General features: G+C 67.4%; 24 protein-coding genes. 7 read left to right on the top strand and 17 right to left on the bottom strand.

The genetic code is table 11. The annotated features are described in order from the left end of the window. Positions 1 to 382: 382 nt before the first annotated feature. The 7 genes from B0I00_RS13440 to B0I00_RS13410 form a co-directional block, all read right to left on the bottom strand. Entirely contained in the window at positions 383 to 922 is a 540-nt protein-coding gene (locus B0I00_RS13440; protein ID WP_100867927.1) for a GNAT family N-acetyltransferase, read from the bottom strand. Beyond that, the gene (locus B0I00_RS13435) at positions 919 to 2,130 is read right to left on the bottom strand and encodes a DUF445 domain-containing protein (protein WP_100867926.1); all 1,212 of its coding nucleotides are present in this window, start codon (positions 2,128 to 2,130) and stop codon (positions 919 to 921) included. Before B0I00_RS13435 ends, B0I00_RS13440 begins: the two co-directional genes overlap by 4 nt. A 74-nt stretch (positions 2,131 to 2,204) precedes the next feature. Then, positions 2,205 to 5,633: an efflux RND transporter permease subunit gene (locus tag B0I00_RS13430; protein ID WP_100867925.1), complete on the bottom strand. Its 3,429-nt coding sequence runs from the start codon at positions 5,631 to 5,633 to the stop codon at positions 2,205 to 2,207. A gap of 12 nt (positions 5,634 to 5,645) precedes the next feature. Continuing rightward, a complete protein-coding gene (locus B0I00_RS13425) occupies positions 5,646 to 6,836 on the bottom strand; it encodes an efflux RND transporter periplasmic adaptor subunit (RefSeq protein ID WP_100868152.1) in 1,191 nt (396 codons plus the stop codon). 208 nt (positions 6,837 to 7,044) lie between these two features. Then, complete coding sequence (locus tag B0I00_RS13420) at positions 7,045 to 7,317, bottom strand: GlsB/YeaQ/YmgE family stress response membrane protein (RefSeq protein WP_198519251.1); 273 nt, start codon at positions 7,315 to 7,317, stop codon at positions 7,045 to 7,047. A gap of 117 nt (positions 7,318 to 7,434) precedes the next feature. Beyond that, on the bottom strand, positions 7,435 to 7,734 hold the full coding sequence (sciP, locus tag B0I00_RS13415; protein ID WP_100867924.1) for a CtrA inhibitor SciP: 300 nt from the start codon (positions 7,732 to 7,734) through the stop codon (positions 7,435 to 7,437). 2 nt (positions 7,735 to 7,736) lie between these two features. After that, positions 7,737 to 8,048 carry a hypothetical protein gene (locus B0I00_RS13410; protein WP_100867923.1) on the bottom strand — a complete coding sequence of 104 codons (312 nt, stop codon included), beginning with the start codon at positions 8,046 to 8,048 and terminating at the stop codon, positions 7,737 to 7,739. Positions 8,049 to 8,202: 154 nt separating this feature from the next. On the opposite strand from B0I00_RS13410, the gene mnmA reads away from it, so the two are divergent. Beyond that, positions 8,203 to 9,372 carry a tRNA 2-thiouridine(34) synthase MnmA gene (gene mnmA / locus B0I00_RS13405; protein WP_100867922.1) on the top strand — a complete coding sequence of 390 codons (1,170 nt, stop codon included), beginning with the start codon at positions 8,203 to 8,205 and terminating at the stop codon, positions 9,370 to 9,372. Here mnmA and B0I00_RS13400 read toward each other — a convergent pair. Further along, positions 9,353 to 9,712 (bottom strand): hypothetical protein, encoded by a 360-nt coding sequence (locus B0I00_RS13400; RefSeq protein WP_232730244.1) that lies wholly within the window; start codon positions 9,710 to 9,712, stop codon positions 9,353 to 9,355. The two genes, mnmA and B0I00_RS13400, sit on opposite strands and share 20 nt — an antisense overlap. A gap of 30 nt (positions 9,713 to 9,742) precedes the next feature. Here B0I00_RS13400 and B0I00_RS13395 point away from each other — a divergent pair, with 30 nt between their 5' ends. From B0I00_RS13395 to B0I00_RS13385, 3 genes are read left to right on the top strand one after another with little or no spacing between them, the layout of a single operon-like run. Beyond that, entirely contained in the window at positions 9,743 to 10,897 is a 1,155-nt protein-coding gene (locus tag B0I00_RS13395) for a serine hydrolase domain-containing protein (protein WP_100867921.1), read from the top strand. Next, positions 10,894 to 11,961, top strand: coding sequence for a GDP-mannose 4,6-dehydratase (gene gmd / locus B0I00_RS13390; RefSeq protein ID WP_100867920.1), 1,068 nt, complete (start codon positions 10,894 to 10,896; stop codon positions 11,959 to 11,961). Before B0I00_RS13395 ends, gmd begins: the two co-directional genes overlap by 4 nt. Further along, positions 11,958 to 12,914, top strand: coding sequence for a GDP-L-fucose synthase family protein (locus B0I00_RS13385; protein WP_100867919.1), 957 nt, complete (start codon positions 11,958 to 11,960; stop codon positions 12,912 to 12,914). The genes gmd and B0I00_RS13385 overlap by 4 nt, the downstream gene beginning before the upstream one ends. Before the next feature lie 3 nt (positions 12,915 to 12,917). Here the strand turns inward: B0I00_RS13385 and B0I00_RS13380 are convergent, their stop codons facing one another. Beyond that, positions 12,918 to 13,844, bottom strand: coding sequence for a cation diffusion facilitator family transporter (locus B0I00_RS13380; protein WP_100867918.1), 927 nt, complete (start codon positions 13,842 to 13,844; stop codon positions 12,918 to 12,920). Beyond that, positions 13,841 to 14,464, bottom strand: coding sequence for a pyridoxamine 5'-phosphate oxidase (gene pdxH / locus B0I00_RS13375; protein ID WP_100868149.1), 624 nt, complete (start codon positions 14,462 to 14,464; stop codon positions 13,841 to 13,843). Before pdxH ends, B0I00_RS13380 begins: the two co-directional genes overlap by 4 nt. 106 nt (positions 14,465 to 14,570) lie before the next feature. On the opposite strand from pdxH, the gene B0I00_RS13370 reads away from it, so the two are divergent. The 3 genes from B0I00_RS13370 to B0I00_RS13360 are packed head-to-tail and all read left to right on the top strand — an operon-like array spanning position 14,571 to position 17,414. Beyond that, complete coding sequence (locus tag B0I00_RS13370) at positions 14,571 to 15,524, top strand: DnaJ C-terminal domain-containing protein (protein ID WP_100867917.1); 954 nt, start codon at positions 14,571 to 14,573, stop codon at positions 15,522 to 15,524. 8 nt (positions 15,525 to 15,532) lie between these two features. After that, positions 15,533 to 16,582 carry a YihY/virulence factor BrkB family protein gene (locus B0I00_RS13365; protein ID WP_232730243.1) on the top strand — a complete coding sequence of 350 codons (1,050 nt, stop codon included), beginning with the start codon at positions 15,533 to 15,535 and terminating at the stop codon, positions 16,580 to 16,582. Positions 16,583 to 16,586: 4 nt separating this feature from the next. Then, complete coding sequence (locus B0I00_RS13360) at positions 16,587 to 17,414, top strand: SDR family oxidoreductase (protein WP_100867916.1); 828 nt, start codon at positions 16,587 to 16,589, stop codon at positions 17,412 to 17,414. Positions 17,415 to 17,424: 10 nt separating this feature from the next. Here the strand turns inward: B0I00_RS13360 and B0I00_RS13355 are convergent, their stop codons facing one another. The 7 genes from B0I00_RS13355 to rsfS all read right to left on the bottom strand — a co-directional run bounded on the left by B0I00_RS13355 (position 17,425) and on the right by rsfS (position 22,556). Continuing rightward, positions 17,425 to 17,967, bottom strand: coding sequence for a hypothetical protein (locus B0I00_RS13355; RefSeq protein WP_232730242.1), 543 nt, complete (start codon positions 17,965 to 17,967; stop codon positions 17,425 to 17,427). A gap of 100 nt (positions 17,968 to 18,067) precedes the next feature. Then, positions 18,068 to 18,559, bottom strand: coding sequence for a demethoxyubiquinone hydroxylase family protein (locus tag B0I00_RS13350; RefSeq protein ID WP_100868146.1), 492 nt, complete (start codon positions 18,557 to 18,559; stop codon positions 18,068 to 18,070). Positions 18,560 to 18,579: 20 nt separating this feature from the next. Then, the gene (locus B0I00_RS13345) at positions 18,580 to 19,071 is read right to left on the bottom strand and encodes a disulfide bond formation protein B (protein WP_100867915.1); all 492 of its coding nucleotides are present in this window, start codon (positions 19,069 to 19,071) and stop codon (positions 18,580 to 18,582) included. Further along, the gene (locus B0I00_RS13340) at positions 19,072 to 20,409 is read right to left on the bottom strand and encodes a S41 family peptidase (protein ID WP_100867914.1); all 1,338 of its coding nucleotides are present in this window, start codon (positions 20,407 to 20,409) and stop codon (positions 19,072 to 19,074) included. Between the two features lie 63 nt (positions 20,410 to 20,472). Further along, positions 20,473 to 21,696 (bottom strand): murein hydrolase activator EnvC family protein, encoded by a 1,224-nt coding sequence (locus B0I00_RS13335; RefSeq protein ID WP_100867913.1) that lies wholly within the window; start codon positions 21,694 to 21,696, stop codon positions 20,473 to 20,475. Between the two features lie 8 nt (positions 21,697 to 21,704). Continuing rightward, positions 21,705 to 22,127, bottom strand: coding sequence for a 23S rRNA (pseudouridine(1915)-N(3))-methyltransferase RlmH (locus B0I00_RS13330; RefSeq protein ID WP_100867912.1), 423 nt, complete (start codon positions 22,125 to 22,127; stop codon positions 21,705 to 21,707). 12 nt (positions 22,128 to 22,139) lie between these two features. Continuing rightward, complete coding sequence (gene rsfS, locus B0I00_RS13325; RefSeq protein ID WP_100867911.1) at positions 22,140 to 22,556, bottom strand: ribosome silencing factor; 417 nt, start codon at positions 22,554 to 22,556, stop codon at positions 22,140 to 22,142. Positions 22,557 to 22,578: the final 22 nt, after the last annotated feature.

Below are 22,578 nucleotides of genomic sequence, written 5' to 3'. Positions count from 1 at the left end.
GCTTCCGCTGCCCGGTGCGTACGACGAGAACAACGGCCGAGCGGCAGATGCCGCTCGGCCAACCTCGGCAGAGACGACTCAGGCACTTGCTTGGCCGCATTGGCTCCATTCCGTTATCGCGGGCGATGCTGGTAAAGCCGCCAAGCTGTTTCACCTCTTTCTTGCCAATTGGCGGCCGCGCTCCCGCTGCCGATTTGGATCGACTGACTCCCAACTCAGGCTTCTTCGCGCCTCTCACCGCATCAGCGCGCCGCGCCGTTAATCCCAAGGAGTCGCCTGGCACATTGATTGCGGCCTGCGACTACGCAGACAAAAGCGATTGGAGCGGAAAGCAGGGATGAGCGCATAAATTGGGCGTGATGCGACCCGTCGACGTGTGCGGTCAAAGGGTCGATCGTTCGAACAGCAGCAGTGTGCCGTGTTGGCCTTCCGGAACGTGCGTGCCGCACGGTACGAAACCGAGGGCCTGTGCCACCCTTACCGAGGCATCATTGCCTTCCGATATCATGCAGGCAATGCGCTGCTGCCCGTGGACTTCCTCGAACCAGCCGAGCACGGCACGCATCACTTCCTGGGCGGCGCCCTTGCCCCACAGCTCGCGGTGCAGGATCCACCCGGCTTCAGGCACGTCATCCATCCCGACTTCGGCACCGAAGCCGCGAAAGCTGCGGAACACGCCGCAGGACCCCACTATGCGTTCATCGCCTTTCGACCGGACGATGAACGTACCGTAGCCGTAAAGCGCCCAGCTACCCGCGTTGCGCAGCAGGCGGGCGAAGGCATCGCTGTGGGTCGCGGCCATGGCGCCGAGGTGACGCGTCGTTTCCGGATCGTCGAGCATGGCGGCAACGCCCCGGTGATCGCCGACCTGGGGCTGCCACAGGTCGAAACGGTCGGTCGAAAGGATCGGCCGCGCGCTCACAGCAGCTGGTCGATGGCATGGATCGCCACCCCGACCAATCCGCCAACCAGGGTGCCGTTGATGCGGATGAACTGCAGGTCGCGGCCGACCGCACCCTCGATCCGGTCGGTCACGGTCTGCGCGTCCCAGCGCCGCACCGTTTCCGAAACCAGACGCACGATCTGATCACCATAACGGCTGGCCACGCCCACCAGGGTGCGGCGGGCAAAGCGGTTGATCTGGGCCTGTAGCGCGGGATCGTCACGCAGCGTGGCACCCAGTTCGGCCAGCGCATCGGCAAACTGGCCGTCGAAGGCCCCGCCGGGCTCGCGCAGGCGCTTGATCAGGCCAAGGCGGATCCGTTCCCACACCCCCTGCCACCATTCGGCAACAGCCGGGTTGGCAAGGATTTCGGCCTTGAGCCGCTCGACCTGGGCACCCATCTCGGGATCGTTGAGCAGGCGATCGGCCAGCGTGGCGAGTCCTTCCTCGATCTTGGAACGCAGCGGATGATCGGGGTCGACCATGACTTCGGCGAGCAGCTTGTAGAGGCCGTCGATCACCGAACTGGCCAGCCGTTCGTCAAGGCCGGTCCAGCGCAGCACGCTGTTCGCGCGGTCGTGGACGAGCTTTCGGATCAGGTCCTCGTTGTCCTCGATCGTAAGCCCGGCCCAGCGCACCAGCCCGTCGATCACCGGCAAGTGCCGGCGGTCGGCGATTGCCGCGGTGAGGAGCTGGCCGAGCAGGGGTGCCACGTCGAGCTTGCCGAGCTGGCGGACGAGACCGCCGCGCACCTGAACCCCGAGACGTTCGGGATCGAGCGATTCGAGCAGCTGCGCGCCGAGTTCGGCCGCACCCGTGCCGAGCCGCGAGCTGCCGCCGCCGGTGCCGGGATCGGCGAGCCAGGTCCCGGCCGCCCCGGCAAGGTTCATGCCGGCCAGCCGCCGCGCGACGACCTGCGGGGTCAGGAAATACTCGCGCAGGAACGTCGCCATCGTATCGGCGATGCGATCCTTGTTTTCGGGAATGATCGCGGTGTGCGGGATCGGCAGGCCCAGCGGCCGGCGGAACAGCGCGGTGACCGCAAACCAGTCGGCCATGCCGCCGACCATGCCCGCCTCGGCAAAGGCAAGCACATAGCCCATGACCGGATGAACTGGCAGGAAGTGCCGCGCCAGGAGATAGACCCCGCCCATGGCGGCAAGCAGGCTGGTGGCGATAATCCGCATCCGCCGTGCCCGGTCGACGAGTGGCGGCGGCAGCGGCAATGCAGGCGGCTGGGACCGCGTCAGATCGGCTTGCGTCACTCGGCGGGTAATGGACCGGAATTGCCTGCTTGGCCAGCCACCGGAACGGGCGCCTTGCCGTCATCGCCCGGCTGATAGGTCAGCAGGCGCGTGCGCAGCCACGGCCCGACGCGTTTTTCGAGGCCATCGGCAAGGCTGAACCCGGCAGGGACGATGATCAGCGTCAACAGGGTCGACACGACCAGACCGCCCATCACGACGATACCCATCGGCTGGCGCCAGGCGCCGTCGCCCGACAGCGACAGGGCCGTCGGGACCATGCCGGCGGTCATCGCCACGGTGGTCATCACGATCGGCTGGGCGCGCTTGTGGCCGGCATCCTTGATCGCCTGCAGCTTGGGTACGCCGCGGGCCATCTCCTCGATCGCGAAGTCGATCAGCAGGATCGAGTTCTTGGCGACGATGCCCAGCAGCATGAGCAGGCCGATGTAGACCGGCATCGAGATCGGCTGGCCGACCAGCGCGAGGGCAAGCAGGCCGCCCAGCGGCGCGAGCAGCAGCGAGGTCATGTTGACCAGCGGCGAGACGAAGCGGTGGTAGAGCAGCACCAGCACCGCGAAGACGAGCAGGATGCCCGACACCACGGCGACGGCAAAGTTCATGATCATTTCGCCCTGCCACTTTTCATCGCCGACCGGGGCGTTCGACACGCCCTGAGGCAGGTTCTTCATGATCGGCAGGGCCTGGATCTTCTCCATGACCGGCCCCTTGACCGCGCCGGGCGCAAGATCGGCCCCGACGAAAATGCGGCGCGACTGGTTGTAGCGCTGGATCTGCGTCGGCCCTGCTCCGAAAGTGATTTCGGCCACGCGGCTGAGCGGCACCGATCCCCCGGCGGACGTGGGAACGGGAAGGTTCTCGATCGTTGCGATATCGCGGCGCGATTCACGCGGCAGAATCACGCGGATCGGCACCTGCCGGTCGCTCAGCGAGAACTTCGCGGCGTTCTGATCGATCTCGCCCATGGTCGCGATGCGGATCGCCTGGCTCAGCGAAGCAGTGGTAACGCCAAGCTGCGCGGCCAGATCCATCCGGGGGATGATCACCAGTTCGGGCCGCTTCATGTCGGCGGCGATCCGCGGCGCGACCACACCGGTCACTCCCTGCATCTGGTCGGCCAAAGTCTGCGCGGTCTGCTGAAGCTGGTCGGGATCGCTGCCCGACAGCATCACCGAGATGTCGCGACCGGTCCCGAAACCGCCAGACTGCGACGCGAAGGTGACCCGGGCATCGGGAATGGCGGCCAGCACCGGTGCCACACGGCGCTCGAATTCGATAGACGTTGTTTCGCGCTCTTCCTTGAGAGTGATGAACAGGCGCGCGTTGCCTTCGCGGACGCGCTCCATCACGCGTTCGACCTCGGGCTGCTTCTGGAGGATCGCCTCGACCTTGTCGGCGATGACGAGCGTCTGCTCGATCGTCGTTCCCGGCACGGCCTCGATGTTCACGCGGCTGGAATCGTCGTTGATCGTCGGCTGGAATTGCTGCGGCATGTTGGTCAGCATGGCCAGCGTGACGACCAGCGCGAGGATGCCCGCGAAGAAGGCCCAGACCCGGTGGTCACCCTTGATGCGGGCGCCGACGCGCGTCTTGAAATAAGTGTGCCAGCGCGCAAGTCCGCCCTGCGTGGCAAGGGCGATGCGGCTGACCACGGCCCCAGCGGCATAACCGGCAAGCACCATGGCCACCAGGACCAGCGGAACGCGGACCAAGGCAGGAACCTCGATCGAACCAAGGACCATGCCGATCCCGGCCTGCACGGCAAAGGCCGCCGCGACCGAGACGACGATCAGCAGAGCGACGAACAGCAGGTACGGCCAGCGGAATGGGGCCGCTTCGGTGCGGGCGCGGATCGCTTCGGCCTTCGAGGTGTCGAGCGTCCAGGCCAGAACCCGGGTGTAAACGTCCATCAAGCGGCCTTCGCCGTGGCTTTCCTCGCCGTGGGCCTTGAGGAAATAGGCCGCGACCATCGGCGTGATCATGCGTGCGACGGCCAGCGAAACCAGCACGGCGGCGACGATGGTCAAGCCGAAGTTCTTGAAGAACTGGCCCGAGATGCCCGGCATCAGGCCGACCGGCAGGAACACCGCGACGATGCACATGGTGGTGGCGACCACGGCGAGGCCGATTTCGTCCGCCGCGTCGATCGAGGCCTGGTAAGCGGACTTGCCCATGCGCATGTGGCGCACGATGTTCTCGATCTCCACGATCGCGTCGTCGACGAGGACGCCGGCCACGAGGCTCAGCGCCAGCAGCGACAGCGAATTGAGGTTGAAGCCCATCAGGCTCATGAACCAGAAGGTCGGGATCGCCGAGAGCGGGATCGCGATGGCGCTGATGATCGTGGCGCGCCAGTCGCGCAGGAAGAAGAACACAACGATGATCGCCAGCACCGCGCCTTCGATCATCGCTTCGATCGAGCTCTTGTACTGGTCCTTGGTGTATTTGACGCTGGTGTAGAGCTGGGTGAAGTGGATGCCGGGGTTTTCCTTCTCCAGCTTCCGGATCTCGGCGATCGCGCCGTCATAGACAGTGACATCCGAAGCGCCCTTGGCGCGTTCGATGCTGAAGGTGACGACCTGGCGCCCGCCCATCTTGGCGATTGAGGTCTGTTCCGAATAGCCATCTGCCACGTCGGCGACTTCGCTCAGCCGCACCGTGCGGCCGCCGCTCAAGGCAACCTGGGTCTGCGACAGCGCGAAGGCATCGTCGGCATTGCCAAGGACGCGGACCGACTGGCGGGTTCCGGCGATTTCGGCGCGGCCGCCGGCCGCATCGACGTTGGTCTGGCGCAGCGCGGCGTTGACCTGGCTTGCGGTCACGCCCAGCGATTGCATTCGCGCGGGATCAAGCACGACGCGGATTTCGCGGTCCACGCCGCCGGCGCGTTCGACGGCAGCCATGCCGGTAACGCTGAGCAGCCGCTTGGAGACGGTATCGTCGATGTACCAGCTGAGCTGCTCCATCGTCATGTCGTCGGCGCTGACGGCAAAATAGCCGATCGGGCCGTTTCCGCCGATGTCGACCTTGGTCACCTGCGGTTCGAGAATCCCGTCGGGCAGGCTGCCGCGGATCTGGTCGATCGCGTTGCGCACGTCGCTGGTCGCCTCGATCGTGTTGGTGCCGATCGTGAACTGCACGAAGGTCTGGCTCGACCCTTCGCTGGCGGTAGACTGGATCTCGTCGACGCCGTTGATCGAACGCAGCGCCGCTTCGACCTTCTGGGTGATCTGGGTCTCGATTTCGCGCGGGGCCGCGCCCGGCTGCGAGATCGATACGTTGACCGCGGGAAAATCGACGTCCGGGTTGTCGTTCACGTCCATCTGGCTGAACGAGACCATCCCGGCCAGCAGCAGGCCGAAGAACAGCACGATCGGGATGATCGGGTTGCGAATCGACCAGGCGGAGATGTTGCGGAAGTTCACGGCGGCCGCCCCTCAGTTCGCCGCGGCGGTCTGCGGCTTGACCGCATCGCCGGGGTTGAGGAAGCCGCCGGCGCGCAGCACGACCCGCTCGGTGCCGTTGAGACCTTCGATCACGGCAATGCCGTTTTCGGTCACCAGCCCGGTCTTGACCGCGCGGCGCTGCACCTTGTTGGCGGCATCGACGATATAGACGTAACGGCCTTTCTCGTCGGTCAGGATCGCCGATTCGGGCAGCAGCGGTGCGACCACCGACCCGGCGTTGATCACCGCGCTGGCAAAGCCGCCCGGGCGCAGTTCGGGCGCATAGGCGAGCGCAACACGGGCCGTGCCCTGGCGCGACTGCGCGTCGATGATCGGGGAAACCTGCCAGACCTGGCCAGCGAAGGTGCGGTCCGAACCGACCGGCGTGACATTGACCGCAACGCCGGTCGACAGCTTGGCCAGATCGACTTCGCCGACCTGGGCAAGCAGTTCCATCTCGCCGCCCTTGGCGATCGAGAACAGGACGCCGGATCCGGCGCTGACGACCTGGCCCGGTTCGACCCGGCGTTCGAGGACGAGCCCGGCCGCCGGCGCAACGACGTTGAGCCGGGCGGACTGCGCCTGCAGCACACCGAGCTGGGCGCCGGCGACGCGGACCTGGGCATTGGCGGAATCGCGCGTTGCACGCAGGCGATCGACGTCGGCCTTCGAAATGAAGCCGCGGTCGACCAGCCGCAGCGCGCGCTGGTAGTTCGCTTCGGCCAGATCGGCGTTGGCGCGGGCAACCTGGATCTGCGCGGCCTGGCTCGCCTGTTGCTGGACCTGGACCGACCGGTCGATCACGGCCAGGACCTGGCCTTGCCCGACCCACTGGCCCGGTTCGACCAGCACGCGGACCACCTGTCCGCCTTCGCCCGGAATGCCGACCGGCAGCGCGCGGCGCGCGGCCAGCGTGCCGGTGGCGTTGATCTGCCCGGCAACCGAGCCGCGGCCGGGCGACACGACGGTCACCACCGGAACCTGCGTCTTGGGCGCAGCGGCGTCGTCCGCGGCGCCGCCACGGCTCAAAAACCAGATCGCGATGATGATCGCCAGCACCGCAACGGCACCGATGATCAGCCGCCGGCGGCTGCGACGCGCGCTTTCTTCATCTTCGAGCAGGGGGTTGCCGTCGTCGGTGATGATGGTCCCCTCGGGAGTGATCCGGGTGTCGTAGTTCATTACCGAAAGCGCCTTCTGTAGATTGGCAGTTGCCATTTCGCCCGCCGGCCGAAGCAGCTGTATTACACAACTAAATCACCTTCCGCAAGCCGGGAAGGGCTCGTGCAGGATATAGCACAACAGCCCGGCGCACTAGGCACCGGGCTGCTGCGTTGCAATATGGGCCTCGGCAGACGGCCGAAACCCATCGTTGAACGGCGTTGCGCCTCTAGCGCACGCGGCCGCGACGGACGAGGTTCACGATGGCCAGCAGGATGACCGCCCCGAGGAACGCGGTGAGCAGGGTCATCGGATCGAAGGCGTCTCCGCGCAGGTGCCCGCCGCCGAGCAGTCCGCCGAGCAGGAACCGGCCGAGGATGGAACCAAGGCAACCGACTATCACGTTGGCGACCATGCCCATCGACGCGTCGCGGTTCATGACCATGCTCGCCAGCCAGCCGATGATGCCGCCCACGACCAAGGCGATTATGATGTTGATCATGCGAACTCTCCCCTCTTTTTCTTCGCCGAACCTCGGCGCAGGCTGCGCCAACGGAAACGGCCGGCCGAGACTATGCCCGGCCGGCCGTTCGCGAAAGGGTGATTTGACCCAGAGCGCTCAGTACTTGAGCTGGCGCTCGTAAAGGTCGCGGTAGTGCTGCAGGCGCGTGACGCGCAAGCCTTGCATTCCCGAACGGTCGACCGCCCGCTGCCACGAGGCGAACTCCTCCAGAGTCAGGCCATAACGCTCGCACACTTCGTCGATCGTGAGCAGGCCGCCGTTGACGGCAGCAACGACTTCGGCCTTGCGCCGCACGACCCAGCGGGTGGTGTCGGGCGACGGCAGCGATTCGATCGTCAGCGGCTCGCCAAGCGGGCCGATCACCATCGCGGGTCGTATCTTCTGGTTTTCGATCATCGTTATCCTCGGTCGCCGCGTGCGACGGGTTGGGCGACAAAGCCCCCCTTGCCCTCGGCTCCTTTGCAAACTGCTAAATCAATTGGGTTAACGACCGGTGCACCCCATTCCGCGCCTGCACCTGCTTCGGCCCAGGGTGCAAAGGCCCCGCTGCGCAGATGCGGCAGCGACTCGCCGCGAATCAGCGCCTGGCGGGCGCAGTGGCCGGCAACCAGGCGCGTCTGCAGCGCAGGCCAGTCGACCGGGCTAGCAGCGCCCGGCGTTCCGGCACGGCCGCTGCGCAGGCCGTTCATCAGTTCGATTCCAAGTTCCATGTGCGGTGGCTTATCAGGCCATCGGTCAAGATCGGGTAAAGCCGCTTTTTACCAGCCGGTCATAAAGCTTACCGAAGCCTGCCACCGCACTGCGGCCGGGCCGTGGTTTGCAGGATTGGCCTTTGCCGCCCGGCGCGTGTATGGGCGGCGCGCCATGTCGCACACGCTTTCCCCCGCCGATTCTGCCGACCTGTTCCAGATGAACGCCAGCCTTGCAGGCAAGCGCATCGTCGTGGCCATGTCGGGCGGGGTCGATAGCTCGGTGGTGGCCGCGCTCGCCGCGCGCAGCGGCGCCGAGACCATCGGCATTACCCTGCAGCTCTACGATTCCGGCCCGTCGAGCGGCCGCAAGGGCGCCTGCTGCGCCGGCGACGACATCCGCGATGCGCGGGCCGTGGCCGACCGCCTGGGCATCGCGCACCACGTCATCGACCACGAAAGCGCCTTTCGCGACGAGGTGGTCGAACAGTTCGCCGACGATTACCTCGCCGGACGCACGCCGATTCCCTGCATCCGCTGCAACATGGGGCCCAAGTTCACCGACCTGCTCGCCATGGCGCGCGACCTCGGCGCCGATTGCCTGGCGACCGGGCACTACGTGCGCCGAATGATGGGCGCCGCCGGGCCTGAACTGCACCGCGCGCTCGATCCGGCGCGAGACCAGTCCTATTTCCTTTACGGGACCACGGAAGCCCAGCTCGATTTCCTGCGCTTTCCGCTGGGCGGCCTGCCCAAGTCCAGCGTGCGCGCCATTGCCGAGGCCGAGGGCCTGCGCGTGGCGGCCAAGCCCGACAGCCAGGACATCTGCTTCGTGCCCGATGGCGACTATGCCCGGATCGTGCGCGCGGTTCGCCCCGATGGCGTCCGGCCCGGCGCGATCGTCCACGCCGAAACGGGCGCGGTGCTGGGCAGCCACGCCGGGATCATCCACTTCACCGTCGGCCAGCGTCGCGGCCTGGAGATCGGCGGCCAGCCCGAACCGCTCTACGTGACCGGGATCGACGCGGCGGAGCACCGCGTGCTGGTCGGTCCGCGCCGCCTGCTTGGGGTGGTCGGGGCCGGGATCGTCGACACCAACCGCATCGGTCCGCTGCCCGCCGGGCCGCTGACCGCCAAGGTCCGATCGCTGGCAAAACCGGTGCCGATCGCCCTGGAAGGGCCGCTGGGCGGCGGGGCGGCAACCGCTATCCATTTCGCCCAACCCGAATACGGCGTCGCGCCGGGCCAGGCGGCGGTACTCTATGCCGGAGACCGCGTCGTCGGCGGCGGCTGGATAGCCTCGACCGTGCCGGCGGCAAAGGCGCTCAGCGCGGCCACGGCTTGAGCCGGCAACCCTCGCCCTCGACATAGCTTGCCGAATCGCTGGCCAGGATCGGGAAGCGGGCAGTGACCGTCTTGGCGGCGCTGTCCTCGCTCAGGGTGATCAGCTCCATTCCGTCCTCGAAATCCTTGCGGCAATCCGCGAGGCTGCGCCCGCCTTCATAACGGCACGAGCAGGCCACTCGCGCGCCATAGGCCGTCCCGACCCGGGCATAGCCGTTGAGCGGCTGCCAGAACCAGGCCAGCGCAGCGGCCAGCGCGATCGCGGCTAGCCACAGCAAACGGCGCAGGCGGCGACGCCCTTTGAACATGCGGTTGGGATCGGCGGGGTTAACGGTTGCCATTCAAGGGCCTTTGGGCAAGTGATGCGCGCCATGGGATCGCGTCGCCTGCCCCTTATCCTTCCCGTCATCCTGCTGCCAGCCCTGATCGGCTGTTCGCGCAGCGACGCGCCGTCCCCGCCCCCGCCGCTGTCACCGGCGGCGCTGGAGGCCGTGGCCGAGCGGCCCGGGATCGGCCGCGAAAGGCTGGCCCGTGCGGTCGATGCGCTGTTCACCGCGCCCGATGCCGCCGAAACCCGCGCCGTCATCGTGATGAAGGACGGCCGCATCGTGGCCGAACGCTATGCGCCGGGCTATCACGAGAACACGCGCTTCATTTCCTGGTCGATGGCCAAGACGGTGACGGCGGTGATGATCGGCATGCTGGTGTCGGACGGCCGCCTGCGGCTGGATGAGACCGCGCCCGTGCCCGCCTGGCAGCGCCCCGGCGATCCACGCGGCGAGATTACCCTGCGCCAGTTGCTGCAGATGCGTTCGGGCCTGCGCCATGTCGAGGCGGAGGGCGAACCCTTTGCCACCGACACGGCGCGCATGCTGTTTCTCGATGGGCGCGACGACACCGCCGCCTATGCCGAGGCCCAGCCGCTGGAAGCCGAACCCGGCGCCCGGTTCGAATATTCGAGCGCGACGTCCATCATCCTGTCAGACCTTGCCGCTCGGGCGCTGACCACCTCCGCCGCGCCGGCCGAGCGCCGCCGCGTGGTTCAGGACTACCTGCGCACCCGACTGTTCGACCCGATCGGCATGACCAGCATCGTTCCCGAATTCGACGCTGCGGGCACCCTGCTGGGGGGCAGCCTGATGCACGCAACCGCGCGCGACTGGGCCCGCTTTGGCGAGTTCCTGCGCAACCGCGGCGCGATCAAGGGTGCGCAGCTGGTTCCGACGACCTGGATCGACTTCATGGTTCGGCCCAGCCCGCGCAATCCGGGCTATGGCGCGCACGTGTGGCTCAACCGCCCGCAGGCAGGGGACGATGATGTGCAATGGCCCGGCGCGCCGCGATCGACTTTCTCGATGAACGGCCACCTTGGCCAGTTCGTCGCGGTGGCACCGTCGAAGGGCCTTGTGGTCGTCCGGCTGGGCAAGACGGCGGAAGGCGCCCATGCCCCGGTTCGCGCCGCCATGGCGCGGATCATCCAGCTCTATCCCGACAAGACCGCACAGCAAAAGGACCAGACGCCGTGACCCAGAAGACCGCCCTGATCACGGGCGTTACCGGCCAGGATGGCGCCTATCTCGCCCGCCTGCTGCTCGCCAAGGGCTACCGCGTCCACGGGATCAAGCGGCGTTCGTCCTCGTTCAACACCGGTCGGATCGACGAAATCTACCAGGATCCGCACGATCCCGACCCCAAGTTGACGCTGCATTACGGCGACCTCACCGACGCCACCAACTTGATCCGCATCGTCCAGGAAACCCAGCCCGACGAAATCTACAACCTGGCCGCGCAAAGCCATGTCCAGGTTAGCTTCGAGACCCCAGAATACACGGCCAACGCCGACGGGATCGGCACGCTTCGCCTGCTTGAGGCGATCCGCATCCTTGGCCTGGAGAAGAAGACGCGGTTCTACCAGGCCTCGACCAGCGAGCTTTACGGCCTGGTCCAGCAAGTGCCGCAGCGCGAGACGACGCCGTTCTATCCGCGCAGCCCCTATGCCGCGGCCAAGCTCTATGCCTACTGGATCACGGTCAACTACCGCGAGGCCTATGGCATCCACGCCTCGAACGGAATCCTGTTCAACCACGAAAGCCCGCTGCGCGGGGAAACCTTCGTCACCCGCAAGATCACCCGCGCCGCCGCCGCGATCGCCGAGGGCAAGCAGGACGTGCTCTACCTCGGCAATCTCGACGCGCAGCGCGACTGGGGCCACGCCCGCGAATACGCCGAAGGGATGTGGCTGATGCTGCAGCAGGACGAGGGCGACGACTACGTCCTGGCGACGGGCGAGACGACGCGCGTGCGCCAGTTCGTCGAATGGGCCTTCGAAGACGCCGGCATCGCGCTCGACTGGAGGGGTTCGGGCGCGGACGAAGAAGGCCGCTGCCGCAAGACCGGCGCGCTGCGTGTCGCGATCGACCCGCGCTATTTCCGCCCGACCGAGGTCGATCTGCTGATCGGCGATCCGGCCAAGGCAAGGCAGAAGCTGGGATGGGAGCACCGCACACCGGTGCGCGACCTGGCTCGCGAGATGGTCGAGGCCGACCTTGCCCTGGTCCGCGCCGGCGCCGGGGCCGGGCAATCGGCATGAGTGCAGCCGCACCGCTCTATCCGCTGGCCGGCAAGCGCGTCTGGGTGGCCGGGCACAAGGGTATGGTCGGCTCGGCAATCGTGCGCCGCCTCGCCGAATGGCAGTGCGACGTGCTGACGGTCGGGCGCGATACGCTGGACCTCACCGATCAGCGCGCCGTCCTCGGCTGGATGCACAACAACCGTCCCCAGGCGGTGTTCCTCGCGGCCGCCAGGGTCGGCGGAATCCTTGCCAACGACAGCCAACCGGTCGATTTCCTGCGCGACAACCTGCTGATCGAGACCGCGGTGTTCACCGGGGCCGAGCAGATCGGGGTCGAAAAGCTGCTGTTCCTCGGTTCTTCGTGCATCTACCCCAAGCATGCCGCCCAGCCGATCACCGAGGAGGCGCTGCTGACCGGCCCGCTCGAGCCGACCAACGAATGGTATGCCATAGCCAAGATCGCCGGGATCAAGCTCGCCCAGGCCTACCGCAAGCAATACGGCTGCGATTACATCAGCGCCATGCCGACCAACCTGTTCGGACCCGGCGACAACTTCGATCCCGAAGGAAGCCATGTCCTGCCCGCGCTGATCCGCAAGGTGCACGAGGCCAGGCTGGCCGGCACTCCGGTCGAGATCTGGGGCACCGGATCGCCGCTGCGCGAGTTCCTCTATGTCGACGATTGCGCCGACGCCTGCATCCACCTGATGCAGCACTATTCGGACGACGGGCACATCAACGTGGGCTCGGGCAAGGACATCGCGATCATCGACCTTGCCCGCACGGTGATGGCCGTGCTGGGCCATGACGGCGAGATCGTCACCGACCCGAGCAAGCCCGACGGCACGCCGCGCAAGCTCATGGACGGATCGAAGCTGGCGGCGCTGGGCTGGACGCCCAAGGTCGGCCTGAAAGAGGGCATCGCCCGCAGTTACGAAGCATTCCTGGCCGGCGAGGGCCGCAACATCTGATTGCTATTCGCTGCGCTGGTGCGCGGCGAGCAGATCCTGCGCGGCAAGGCCTTCCTCGTCGATCAGGCCTTCGGGATCGGGGTGGATCAGGATCTCGATCCCCGGAAACTCGGCCAGCAGCTTGGCCTCGATCTCGTCCATCACGTCATGGGCGCGGCGCACGGTCATGTTGGGATCGACCGCGACGTGGAACTGCACGAAATCGCGGTTGCCAGAGGTGCGCGTGCGCAGGTCGTGCAGGCCCTTAAGTTCGGGATGGCGAGCGACGACCGCAAGGAAGTGCTGCTTCTTCGCCTCGTCCCATTCGTGGTCCATCAGCTGGTTGACCGCCTCCTGCGAGGCGCCCCAGGCCCCCCGGCCGAGCCAGGCCGCAATGGCGAGGCCGAACAGCGGATCGGCGCCGGCGATGCCGGCATACTGGTCGAGCGCCAGCGCGGCGATGACCGCCAGGTTGAGCAGCAGGTCCGACTTGTAGTGGACGTGATCGGTGCTGATCGCGAGGCTGCCGGTCTTGAGGATCACGTGGCGCTGCCAGGCCAGCAAGGCCAAGGTCGCGCCCATGGCGATGCCCGAGACGACGATCCCGCCCTCGGCCGCCTCGGGACGCGCGCCGTTGACGAGCTGCTCCACCGCGCGCACCGCCAGGCTGAGTGCCGAAATGCCGATAAGCACGACCTGGACCATGGCGGCGATCGCCTCGGCCTTGCCGTGGCCGAAACGGTGGTTGTAGTCATCAGGCTGGGCCGCGATCCACACACCGGCAAGGGTTGCAAGGCTGGCGACGAGGTCCAGCATCGTATCGGCCAGGCTGCCGAGCATGGCCGTGGACCCGGTGGTCCAGGCCGCCCAGACTTTGAGCGCGACAAGCAGCAGCGCGACCGAGATCGAGGCCAGCGCTGCGCTGCGGTTGAGGGCGTGCGCGTCGCTCACGGGTAGAGCAGGGTGCCCGACCAGCCGCCATCGCTGGTCCGTTCGAACCGCCGCCGCTCATGCAGGCGGAACGGACGGTCCATCCAGAACTCGAACGCGGAGGGCGCAAGGCAGAACCCGGTCCAGTGCGGCGGACGCGGCACCTTGCCAACCAGATGCGCTGCGGTGACTTTGGCGATGCGGGCGAGGAATTCCCCGCGCGAGGCCATCGGCTGCGACTGGTCAGAGGCGAGCGCGCCGAGTTGCGAATCGCGGCTGCGACTTGCGAAATAGGCATCGGCCATGGCTGGATCGACTTCGCTGACCGTGCCCTCGATGCGGATCTGGCGGCGCAGGGACTTCCAGTGGAACAGCATCGCGGCCTGCGGATTGGAGCGCAGCTCCTGCCCCTTGCGGCTGTGGGCGTTGGTATAGAAAACGAAGCCGCCATGGTCGCCCAGCGTCGGCCCGTGGTTCTTCAGCAGCACCATCCGCACCGACGGCGCCGCGCCGGGCGTCGCGGTGGCCAGCGCCACGGCGTCGGGATCGCTGGGTTCGCGCGCCTTCGCATCGGCAAACCAGGCGTCGAACAGCGCGAAGGGATCGGTCCCGGTGATGGCGGTTGCGGCGTCGTCGCTCATGGCAATCAGGGCATAGCGGCGCGCAGCCTTCAAACAAAGCGCAAGCGTCTCGCAATAAGCGCCTAAATCCTTGCCGGATGCCGCCGGGCCACCTAGCTAGTCGGATATGGCCGATCCCTATTCGATCCTGGGCGTGGCGCGCAGCGCGGGCGAGAAGGACATCAAGTCCGCCTACCGCAAGCTGGCCAAGGAACTGCACCCGGACCGCAACGCCGACAATCCCAAGGCCGCGGAACGCTTCGCCGAGGTGACCCGCGCCTACGACCTCCTGTCCGACAAGGACAAGCGGGCGCGTTTCGACCGGGGCGAGATCGACATTGACGGCAACCCGACCATGCCGTTCGGCTATGGCGGCGGCGCGGCGCCCGGCGGCGGCTTCGGCGGCGCAGGCCAGCGCGGGTTCCGTGCCGATGGGTTCGAAGGATTCGGCAACGAAGGGATCGACATTTCCGACATCTTCGACGGCCTGTTCGGCGGTCGCGGCGGCATGGGTGGCAGCATGGGCGGCGGCCAGGGCGGCGCACGACGCGGCCCGGCGCCGAGGGGCGCGACCGTGCAGTACAAGCTGGGCGTCTCGCTGCCCGACGCGGCACTGCTCAACACCCAGCGGATCACGCTGGCCGACGGCAAGACCATCGACCTCAAGCTGCCGGCCGGGGTCGAGGACGGAACCCAGATGCGCCTTGCCGGAAAGGGCGAGGCCGGGCCCGGCGGGAACGGCGACGCGCTGGTGACGATCCAGCTCCACCCCCACCCCTTCTTCCGCCGCGATGGCGACAACCTGCGCCTCGACCTGCCGATCAGCCTCGACGAGGCGGTCGGCGGAGCCAAGGTTCGCGTGCCCACGGTCGACGGCGCGGTCATGCTGACGGTCGCCCCGGGGTCGAGCTCGGGCCGGACGCTGCGCCTCAAGGGCAAGGGCTTCACCCGCAAGGACGGCACGCGCGGGGACCAGTTGATCACATTGGAAGTGCAACTGCCCGAAGGCGACGTGGATCTTGCCCGCCGCCTCGAAGGTTGGCGTGATCCGCGCGACCTGCGCAGCCGGCTGGGCGTGTAGCAGCGCGCGTGGAGGAGCGTCCGCTCGTCGATGGCCAGCGCCCGCCGCTGACCCCGCCCGACCTGTCCCCCGAAGCCCGCCGCAAGCGCGCGCTGCGGCTGCGCGCAGGTCTTCAGGAAACGCTCGACGAACACGTCGGGCCCCAGGGCAAGTTCTGGGACACGCGCTTCTTCAAGGTGTTCAACCGGGTGTGGACCGGCGCCTACAACGACGGCTTCATTCACGCCGGCAACCTTGCCTACATGGCGATCCTGGCGCTGTTTCCCTTCTTCATCACTGTCGGTGCGGCCTTTTCGCTGATCGGCGAACAGGCCCAGCGCGAGGCGTCGGTCCACGCGTTCCTGCTCGGACTACCGCCGATCGTCGCGCGGGCGCTCGAACCCGTCGCACAGGACGTGATGGCGGCGCGCAGCGGCCTGCTGCTGTGGGCCGGCGCGGTGGTCGGCCTGTGGACCGTCGGCAGCCTGATCGAGACGATCCGCGACATCCTGCGCCGTGCCTACGGCACCCAGCCGACGCACGCCTTCTGGCGCTATCGCCTGACCTCGACCGGGGTGATCATCGTTGCCGTGGTGGCGATGATCTTCGCGCTGCTGCTGCAGGTGGCGATCGGCGCCGCGCAGCAGGTGATCGAGCATTCGCTGCCGCGCCTTGGCGGGTGGATCGGCACGCTGACGACCTCGCGGCTGGTGCCCGCGGCCATCATCTACCTGTCGCTATGGCTGCTTTTCCTGACCCTGACCCCGACTGCCTATCGCGGCAAGACCTATCCCAAGTGGCCGGGGGCCTTGCTGGTGACGGTGTGGTGGCTCGCGGTGACCATGGCCCTGCCCCCCGTTCTCCAGCGTTTTTTCAGCTACGACCTTACCTACGGGAGCCTTGCCGGCGTAATGATCGCGCTGTTCTTTTTCTGGCTCGTCGGGCTGGGGATGGTTATGGGAGCCGAATTGAACGCCGCACTGACCGAAAGCCCCGAAGAACGCGACGCGATCGGACAGAAGGACAACCGGCATCGCCAGGGGGCGAAGGCCAGCGAACGACAGGGACCACAAGGATAGACGCATGACCGGACTGATGCAGGGCAAACGGGGGCTGATCATGGGCCTTGCCAACGACAAGTCACTGGCCTGGGGCATTTCTCGGAAACTGCATGAACAGGGGGCCGAACTCGCCATATCCTACCAGGGCGAAGTCATGGAGAAGCGGGTTCGCCCGCTGGCCGACCAGCTGGGCTGCGATTTCTTGATCGATTGCGACGTCTCGACCGAGGCCGAACTGGACAAGGCCTTTGCAACTCTCGCCGCGCGCTGGCCGACGATCGATTTCGTGGTCCACGCCATCGGCTACACCAACAAGGAAGCGCTGCGCGGCCACTATGCCGACGTCGGCCTCGACGATTTCCTGATGACCATGAACATCTCGGTCTACAGTTTCACCGCGGTCGCCCGCCGCGCGGCGACGATGATGCCGGCCTTCGATCCCGAAACCGGCGAAGGCGGCGGGACCATGCTGACCCTGTCCTACTATGGCGCCGAAAAGGTCGTGCCGCACTACAACGTGATGGGCGTGGCCAAGGCGGCGCTCGAAACCAGCGTCAAGTACCTCGCCAACGATTTCGGTCCGCAGGGCATCCGGGTCAATTCGATCTCGGCCGGGCCGATCAAGACCCTGGCGGCCAGCGGGATCGGCGATTTCCGCTATATCCTAAAGTGGAACGAACTGAATGCGCCGCTGCGCCGAAACGTCACCATCAGCGACGTCGGCGGGGCCGCGCTGTACCTGCTGTCGGACCTGTCATCGGGCGTGACCGGCGAAAACCACCACGTCGACGCGGGCTACCACACTGTCGGCATGAAGCAGGAAGACGCCCCCGACATCGCGCTGAGCTGAGCCGCGGGCCTTACGGGTTCGTCGGGGCCTTCGTCGCGGCGTCTTCCTGCGCCTTCTGGCGCTCGAGGTATTCCTTTTCCGCCTGTTCGACGCGCTTCTGCGTTTCGGCTGCCTCGGCGTCGATCGTGGCGAGACGCTTGGCGCGCTCCTCGGCGACCAGTTCGGCCATGCGCACGTCACTGCCGGTGGCCTTTTCGGCGTAGGCGTCGCGGATCATCTTGCTCGAACAACCGGTCCAGCCACCCGGGCCGACCGGCGTGCAGCTTTGCGTGCCGCTGCGGCCCACGGTTTCATAGGCGATCACCTTGTTGGTCCAGGCTTCGTTGTCGGGCGAGCTCGATTCGCGCAGGATCGAGGGGATCCGGTAGCGCTCGCTTTCCGCCTTGCGCGCGCAGACCACGATCTCGTCGCCCGCGCCTTCGGGGCACTTGTCGTCACCGTAGATGATGAGCTGGTTGACCTTCGGCTCGGCCGCCTGCTGGGCTGCGCCGGGGGCGGAAACGCCGGCAAGGGCGGCCATGGCGGCAAGGCCGGTCAGGCTGTAGCGGATCACGGGACAACTCCTAGACTGTGGCGCGGGCCTGACCCCTTATAGGGACGCCTTGCCGTGAATAACAGATGAAGCGGGACGCGGTTCACGCCCCGCACCTCGATCAGATGCGTTCGGCCAGCTTGATCGCCGCGCGGCAGCCCAGGCGGATCGCGCCGGACAGCAGCGGATAGGCGGGCGCGCGTTCGGCCCCGGCGGCCAGCGCCGCGTCCCGGTGCTCGCGCTCCTCGGCCCGGAACTGCTCGATCAATCCGGCCAGTTCGGGATCGCTGTCGCCCAGTTCGTCGAGCTGTTCGGTATAATGGCGGTCGATCTCCTCCTCGACCGCGGCGGTGCAGGCCATAGCCGCCTCGGGCGAGATCAGCGCCGTCGCCGCCCCGAGCGCAAAGCCGGCCACGTCCCAGAACGGTTGCAGCGCGGTGGGGCGCACGCCGCGTTCGGCGATCAATGCGTCGAACTTGGCGCGGTGCCGGGCCTCCTGCTCGGCCATGTGGCGAACCGTTTCCGAATGCGGCGCGCGGTCGCCCATCACCGCAAGCTGGCCGGCATAGATCCGCGTCGCGCCGTATTCGCCCGCCTGGTCGACGCGGAGCATCCGTTCGGATGCCTTTGCGCTCACGCTGCGATGCCCTTCGAGCGGCGCAGCAGTACCGCGATCAGCGCGGCCGCGGCGGTGGAGATGAGGAAGTTGAAGCCCGCAAGGCTGATCCCGAACAGCTCCCACTGGACCTGGTCGCAGCGGACGATCGGTGCGCCGAGGATGGCCTCGAGCGGATCGCCGCCTGCCGCACCGACATTGGCGGTGCAGGTGGTGAAGCCTTCCCACCAGCCGTATTCGACTCCGGCGTGGAACGCCCCGATCAGCCCCGAGGCGAGGATCGCCAGGGCCGCCAGCGCCACCAGCAGTCGCGTCGAACCGCGCAAGCCGAAGGCCAGCGCGGCAAGCGCCATGGCGACGAAGTGCGGCCAGCGCTGCCACCAGCACATCTCGCACGGATAGAGATCGAACCCGTACTGGCCGATATAGGCGCCGGCCAGCAGTGCTGCGGGTACGCCAAGCGCGAGCACGCGCGCCAGCGCGATGGCCTTGTCCCCTGTCGGCAGCATTTACTTGCCCTTGGCGGCCAGCGCGACGCCGCTGGTGCGACGCAGCGTTTCCATCGCGTAATAGAGCTGGAAGTCCTTGATGCCCTTGGTCTTCAGGTCCTCGGCGGTCTGCTTGAAACGCGGATCGGCCTGGCGATCGGCTTCGAGCTTCTTGTCGTCGATGCCGACTTCGTTGACCAGGTGGCGGCGCAGGTCGCTTTCGCGCAAGGCCAGTTCGTTGCGGCGCTGGGCATCGGGATCGGACAGCTGCGGCACGCGGATGTCGGGATCGATCCCACCTTCCTGGACCGAGCGGCCCGACGGCGTGAAATAGCGCGCCGTGGTCAGCTTGACCGCGTGGCTGCGGTCGAGTTCGAACAGCGACTGGACGCTGCCCTTGCCGAAGCTGCGTTCGCCCATGATCACCGCGCGGTTCTGGTCCTGCAGCGCGCCTGCAACGATTTCCGAGGCCGAGGCGGAGCCGGCGTCGATCAGCACGATCACGGGCAAGCCCTTGGCGGCATCGCCGGGATAGATCGATTCGGCCTTGTAGAATTCGTTGTCCTGCGGATTGCGGCCCCGCTGCGACACGATGTCGCCCTTGGTGAGAAACAGGTCGGACAGGGCCACCGCCTCGTCCAGCGAGCCGCCGGGGTTGGACCGCAGGTCAAGGACCAGCCCGCTCAGCTTGTTCGCGGTCTGCTTCCTGAGATCGGCGATGGCGCGGTTCACGTTGACGCCGACATCGCGCGAAAACTCGTTGACGGTGATGACGCCCACGTCCTTTTCCAGCTTCCAGGTAACCGGTTCGAGCGTGATGACCCCGCGGGTCACAGTCAGATCGAACGGCTGCTCGCGGCCGGGGCGGAAGATGGTCAGGCGGATCTTGGTGCCCGCCTCGCCCCGCATCTGCGAAACCGCGTCGTCAAGCTCGCCGCCGTAGATCAGCTTGCCGTCGAGGTGGGTGATGAAATCGCCGGCTTTGACGCCCGACGCCTCGGCGGGGCTGCCGCGCATCGGCGAGATGACCTTGACCGCACCGTCGTCCATTTCGACCGACAGGCCAAGGCCCGAATACTTGCCGTCGATCATCGTCGTCAGCCGGGTCAGCGTCGATCCTTCAAGGTAGGTCGAGTGCGGATCGAGCGCGGCCAGCATGCCGTCGATCGCGCCGTTGATCAGCTTGTCGTCGTCGACCTTCTCAACGTACTGGCTTTTCACCATCTGGTAGACCGACAGCAGGCGGCCGAATTCGGGTCCGGCGCGACCATCGACTGCGGCAAGACCGGCGGTGGTGGCCGGGATCAGCGCGACGGCGGTGACCAGCAGGCTGGCGCGGAACAAGGGGGCGAACTTCATCGTCAAGCGACCTTTCGAAAGCTGCGTCACCTTATAGACGGTTCTGCCTTAACGCCAGATAGCCTAACGGGCAGCGAAATCGAGCGGATTGACCGGCTCCTTGCCGCGCCGCAGTTCGAGCGACACGACCGGGCGAACCGGGCCGGCAAGGCCCAGCGGCGATCCGGTGACAAGCTGCTGGCCGACCCGCGTGTCGAGCTGGACGAGGCCGGTCACGACGCTGGTCCAGCCGCCCGGATGCTCGATGATGACGACCTGGCCATAACCGGCATAGGGTCCGGCAAAGGCCACTCGTCCTGCGGCCGGCGAAACGGCCTGGGCCGACGGGTTGGCGGCGAGCGCGATGCCGCGCGCGCGGGGTTTCCCAGGTGCGCTTTCCCCGAAGCCCTGGACCAGACGGCCGGCGACCGGCAGCCGGTAGCCGACCGGGCCGCGGACGCCTTCCTCCACGGCGGCGGCAGGTGTCGGCTGATCGCCGACCTTCGCGCTTGCCGGCAAGGCCGGACGCAAGATGGGTCCGGGCAGCGCAGCCAGTTCGGCGCGAACTTCGCCCTGCCGGGCCAGGTCCTCGACCAGCCCGCCCAGATCGCGGGCCTGTTCTGCGAGCGCGAGCGCGCGTTCCGATTCGCGGTCGGCGATGCCGCTCGCCTCGCGTGAGGCGAGACGCTGGCGGGTCTCGATCGCAGCGAGTTCCTGGCGGCGGCGGGTGAACTCGCCCTCGCTGGCGCGCAGCGCGGTATTGACCGCTAGCGCTCTTGCCTCAAGCGCACGGGCCCGGTCGATCTCGGTGCGCAGGCCGGCGGTGCGGGACTGCACTTGAGGCAGCATGGTCTGCAGGACGGCGCGCAGATAGACCGAATCCTGCAGCGATCCGGGCCGCAGCAGCGACAGCACGGGCGGGCGGCGCGACAGCCGCTGCAGCGCGGCGGTGAGGCGGATTAGCGGCTGCTGGTGGATCGCAAGCCGGGCACGAAGCGCGGCGCGCTGCCCGGCGATCACCGCGATCTGCGCCTGGTTGGCGGCGATCGTCGCTTCGGCCTGCTGGATCCGGGCGGCCAGCGCCGCGCTTTCCTGCGCGGTCCTGTCCGCTTCGGCCACCGCCTGCCGAGCGGCCTGTTCGAGCGTCTCGGCGCGGCGGCCTGCCTCGGCCTGCTGGGCCCGGGCCTGCGCCAGCGCGCGGCTCGCGTCCAGAGGTGTAGCAGGGGCGGCGGCGTCTTGCGCGGCAGCGCTGCCGACCAGCGACGAGGCGGTCAGGACGGGAAGCAGGAATCGCAAGCGCAGCGCCATCGCTGCCCTTATCCCGAACGGTGATAGGGATGGCCAGCCAGAATGCTGGTCGCGCGCCACAATTGTTCGGCCAGCATGGCCCGCGCCATCATGTGCGGCCAGGTCATCGCGCCAAAGGCGATGAGGAGGTCGGCCTGTCCACGCGCGGTAGCTCCGTGGCCGTCGGCGGCACCGATCAGGAAACGCGCCTCGCGCACCCCGTCGTCGCGCCAGCGGCCGAGGATCGCGGCAAACTCTTCGGAAGTCAGTTGCCGCCCGCGCTCGTCGAGCAGAACATCGCGCGATGGGGTCGCAGCGGCGGGCAGCGTGCCGCCGGTATCGGGCAGTTCGGTGATCTTCACCGGCCAGCCGATCCGCTTTACATAGCGGTCGACCAGCTCGGCCTCGGGCGAGCGCCCGATCTTGCCGCGCGCGACAATGTGCAGGCGCATCGAACCGGGGTGTCAGGCGGCGCCGAGGCTGTCGCCGAAGGCCCACATGCGTTCGAGGTTGTAGAAGGTGCGCACTTCGGGGCGGAACAGGTGAACCACCACGTCGCCCGCGTCGATCAGCACCCAGTCTGCTGCGGGCAGGCCTTCGATCCGCGCGTGGCCGAAACCGCCGTGCTTGATCCGCTCGGCCAGCTTCTGCGCCATGGCAGCGACCTGGCGGGTAGAGCGGCCCGAGGCGATGACCATGTGGTCGGCAATCGAGCTTTTGCCTTCGAGCGGGATCGACACGATCTCCATCGCCTGGTCGTCGTCGAGCGACTTCAGGACCAGTTCGTGGAGCGAGCCCGGTTCCGAGGCGGGGAGCGGAGCGGGCGCTCCGGCTTCGGCGGCACCTGCGATGGGGGCCAGATCGGAAGAATTGGGCGTCATGTAAGCTCAAACGGCTCCTCTA

Origin of the sequence: Novosphingobium kunmingense (assembly GCF_002813245.1) — a bacterium.
In the GTDB taxonomy this organism is placed as follows: domain Bacteria; phylum Pseudomonadota; class Alphaproteobacteria; order Sphingomonadales; family Sphingomonadaceae; genus Novosphingobium; species Novosphingobium kunmingense.
Note: the sequence above shows the minus strand (reverse complement) of the source record. Positions and strands in the feature narration are given on the sequence as shown.

Coding starts and splice junctions, on each gene's coding strand:
- B0I00_RS13435 (WP_100867926.1), bottom strand. CDS start 2,130: ATGCGGATTATCGCCACCAGCCTGCTTGCCGCCATGGGCGGGGTCTAT.
- B0I00_RS13425 (WP_100868152.1), bottom strand. CDS start 6,836: ATGAACTACGACACCCGGATCACTCCCGAGGGGACCATCATCACCGAC.
- B0I00_RS13420 (WP_198519251.1), bottom strand. CDS start 7,317: ATGATCAACATCATAATCGCCTTGGTCGTGGGCGGCATCATCGGCTGG.
- sciP (WP_100867924.1), bottom strand. CDS start 7,734: ATGATCGAAAACCAGAAGATACGACCCGCGATGGTGATCGGCCCGCTT.
- B0I00_RS13410 (WP_100867923.1), bottom strand. CDS start 8,048: ATGGAACTTGGAATCGAACTGATGAACGGCCTGCGCAGCGGCCGTGCC.
- mnmA (WP_100867922.1), top strand. CDS start 8,203: ATGTCGCACACGCTTTCCCCCGCCGATTCTGCCGACCTGTTCCAGATG.
- B0I00_RS13400 (WP_232730244.1), bottom strand. CDS start 9,712: ATGGCAACCGTTAACCCCGCCGATCCCAACCGCATGTTCAAAGGGCGT.
- B0I00_RS13395 (WP_100867921.1), top strand. CDS start 9,743: ATGGGATCGCGTCGCCTGCCCCTTATCCTTCCCGTCATCCTGCTGCCA.
- B0I00_RS13385 (WP_100867919.1), top strand. CDS start 11,958: ATGAGTGCAGCCGCACCGCTCTATCCGCTGGCCGGCAAGCGCGTCTGG.
- pdxH (WP_100868149.1), bottom strand. CDS start 14,464: ATGAGCGACGACGCCGCAACCGCCATCACCGGGACCGATCCCTTCGCG.
- B0I00_RS13370 (WP_100867917.1), top strand. CDS start 14,571: ATGGCCGATCCCTATTCGATCCTGGGCGTGGCGCGCAGCGCGGGCGAG.
- B0I00_RS13360 (WP_100867916.1), top strand. CDS start 16,587: ATGACCGGACTGATGCAGGGCAAACGGGGGCTGATCATGGGCCTTGCC.
- B0I00_RS13350 (WP_100868146.1), bottom strand. CDS start 18,559: ATGCTCCGCGTCGACCAGGCGGGCGAATACGGCGCGACGCGGATCTAT.
- B0I00_RS13345 (WP_100867915.1), bottom strand. CDS start 19,071: ATGCTGCCGACAGGGGACAAGGCCATCGCGCTGGCGCGCGTGCTCGCG.
- B0I00_RS13340 (WP_100867914.1), bottom strand. CDS start 20,409: ATGAAGTTCGCCCCCTTGTTCCGCGCCAGCCTGCTGGTCACCGCCGTC.
- B0I00_RS13335 (WP_100867913.1), bottom strand. CDS start 21,696: ATGGCGCTGCGCTTGCGATTCCTGCTTCCCGTCCTGACCGCCTCGTCG.
- B0I00_RS13330 (WP_100867912.1), bottom strand. CDS start 22,127: ATGCGCCTGCACATTGTCGCGCGCGGCAAGATCGGGCGCTCGCCCGAG.
- rsfS (WP_100867911.1), bottom strand. CDS start 22,556: ATGACGCCCAATTCTTCCGATCTGGCCCCCATCGCAGGTGCCGCCGAA.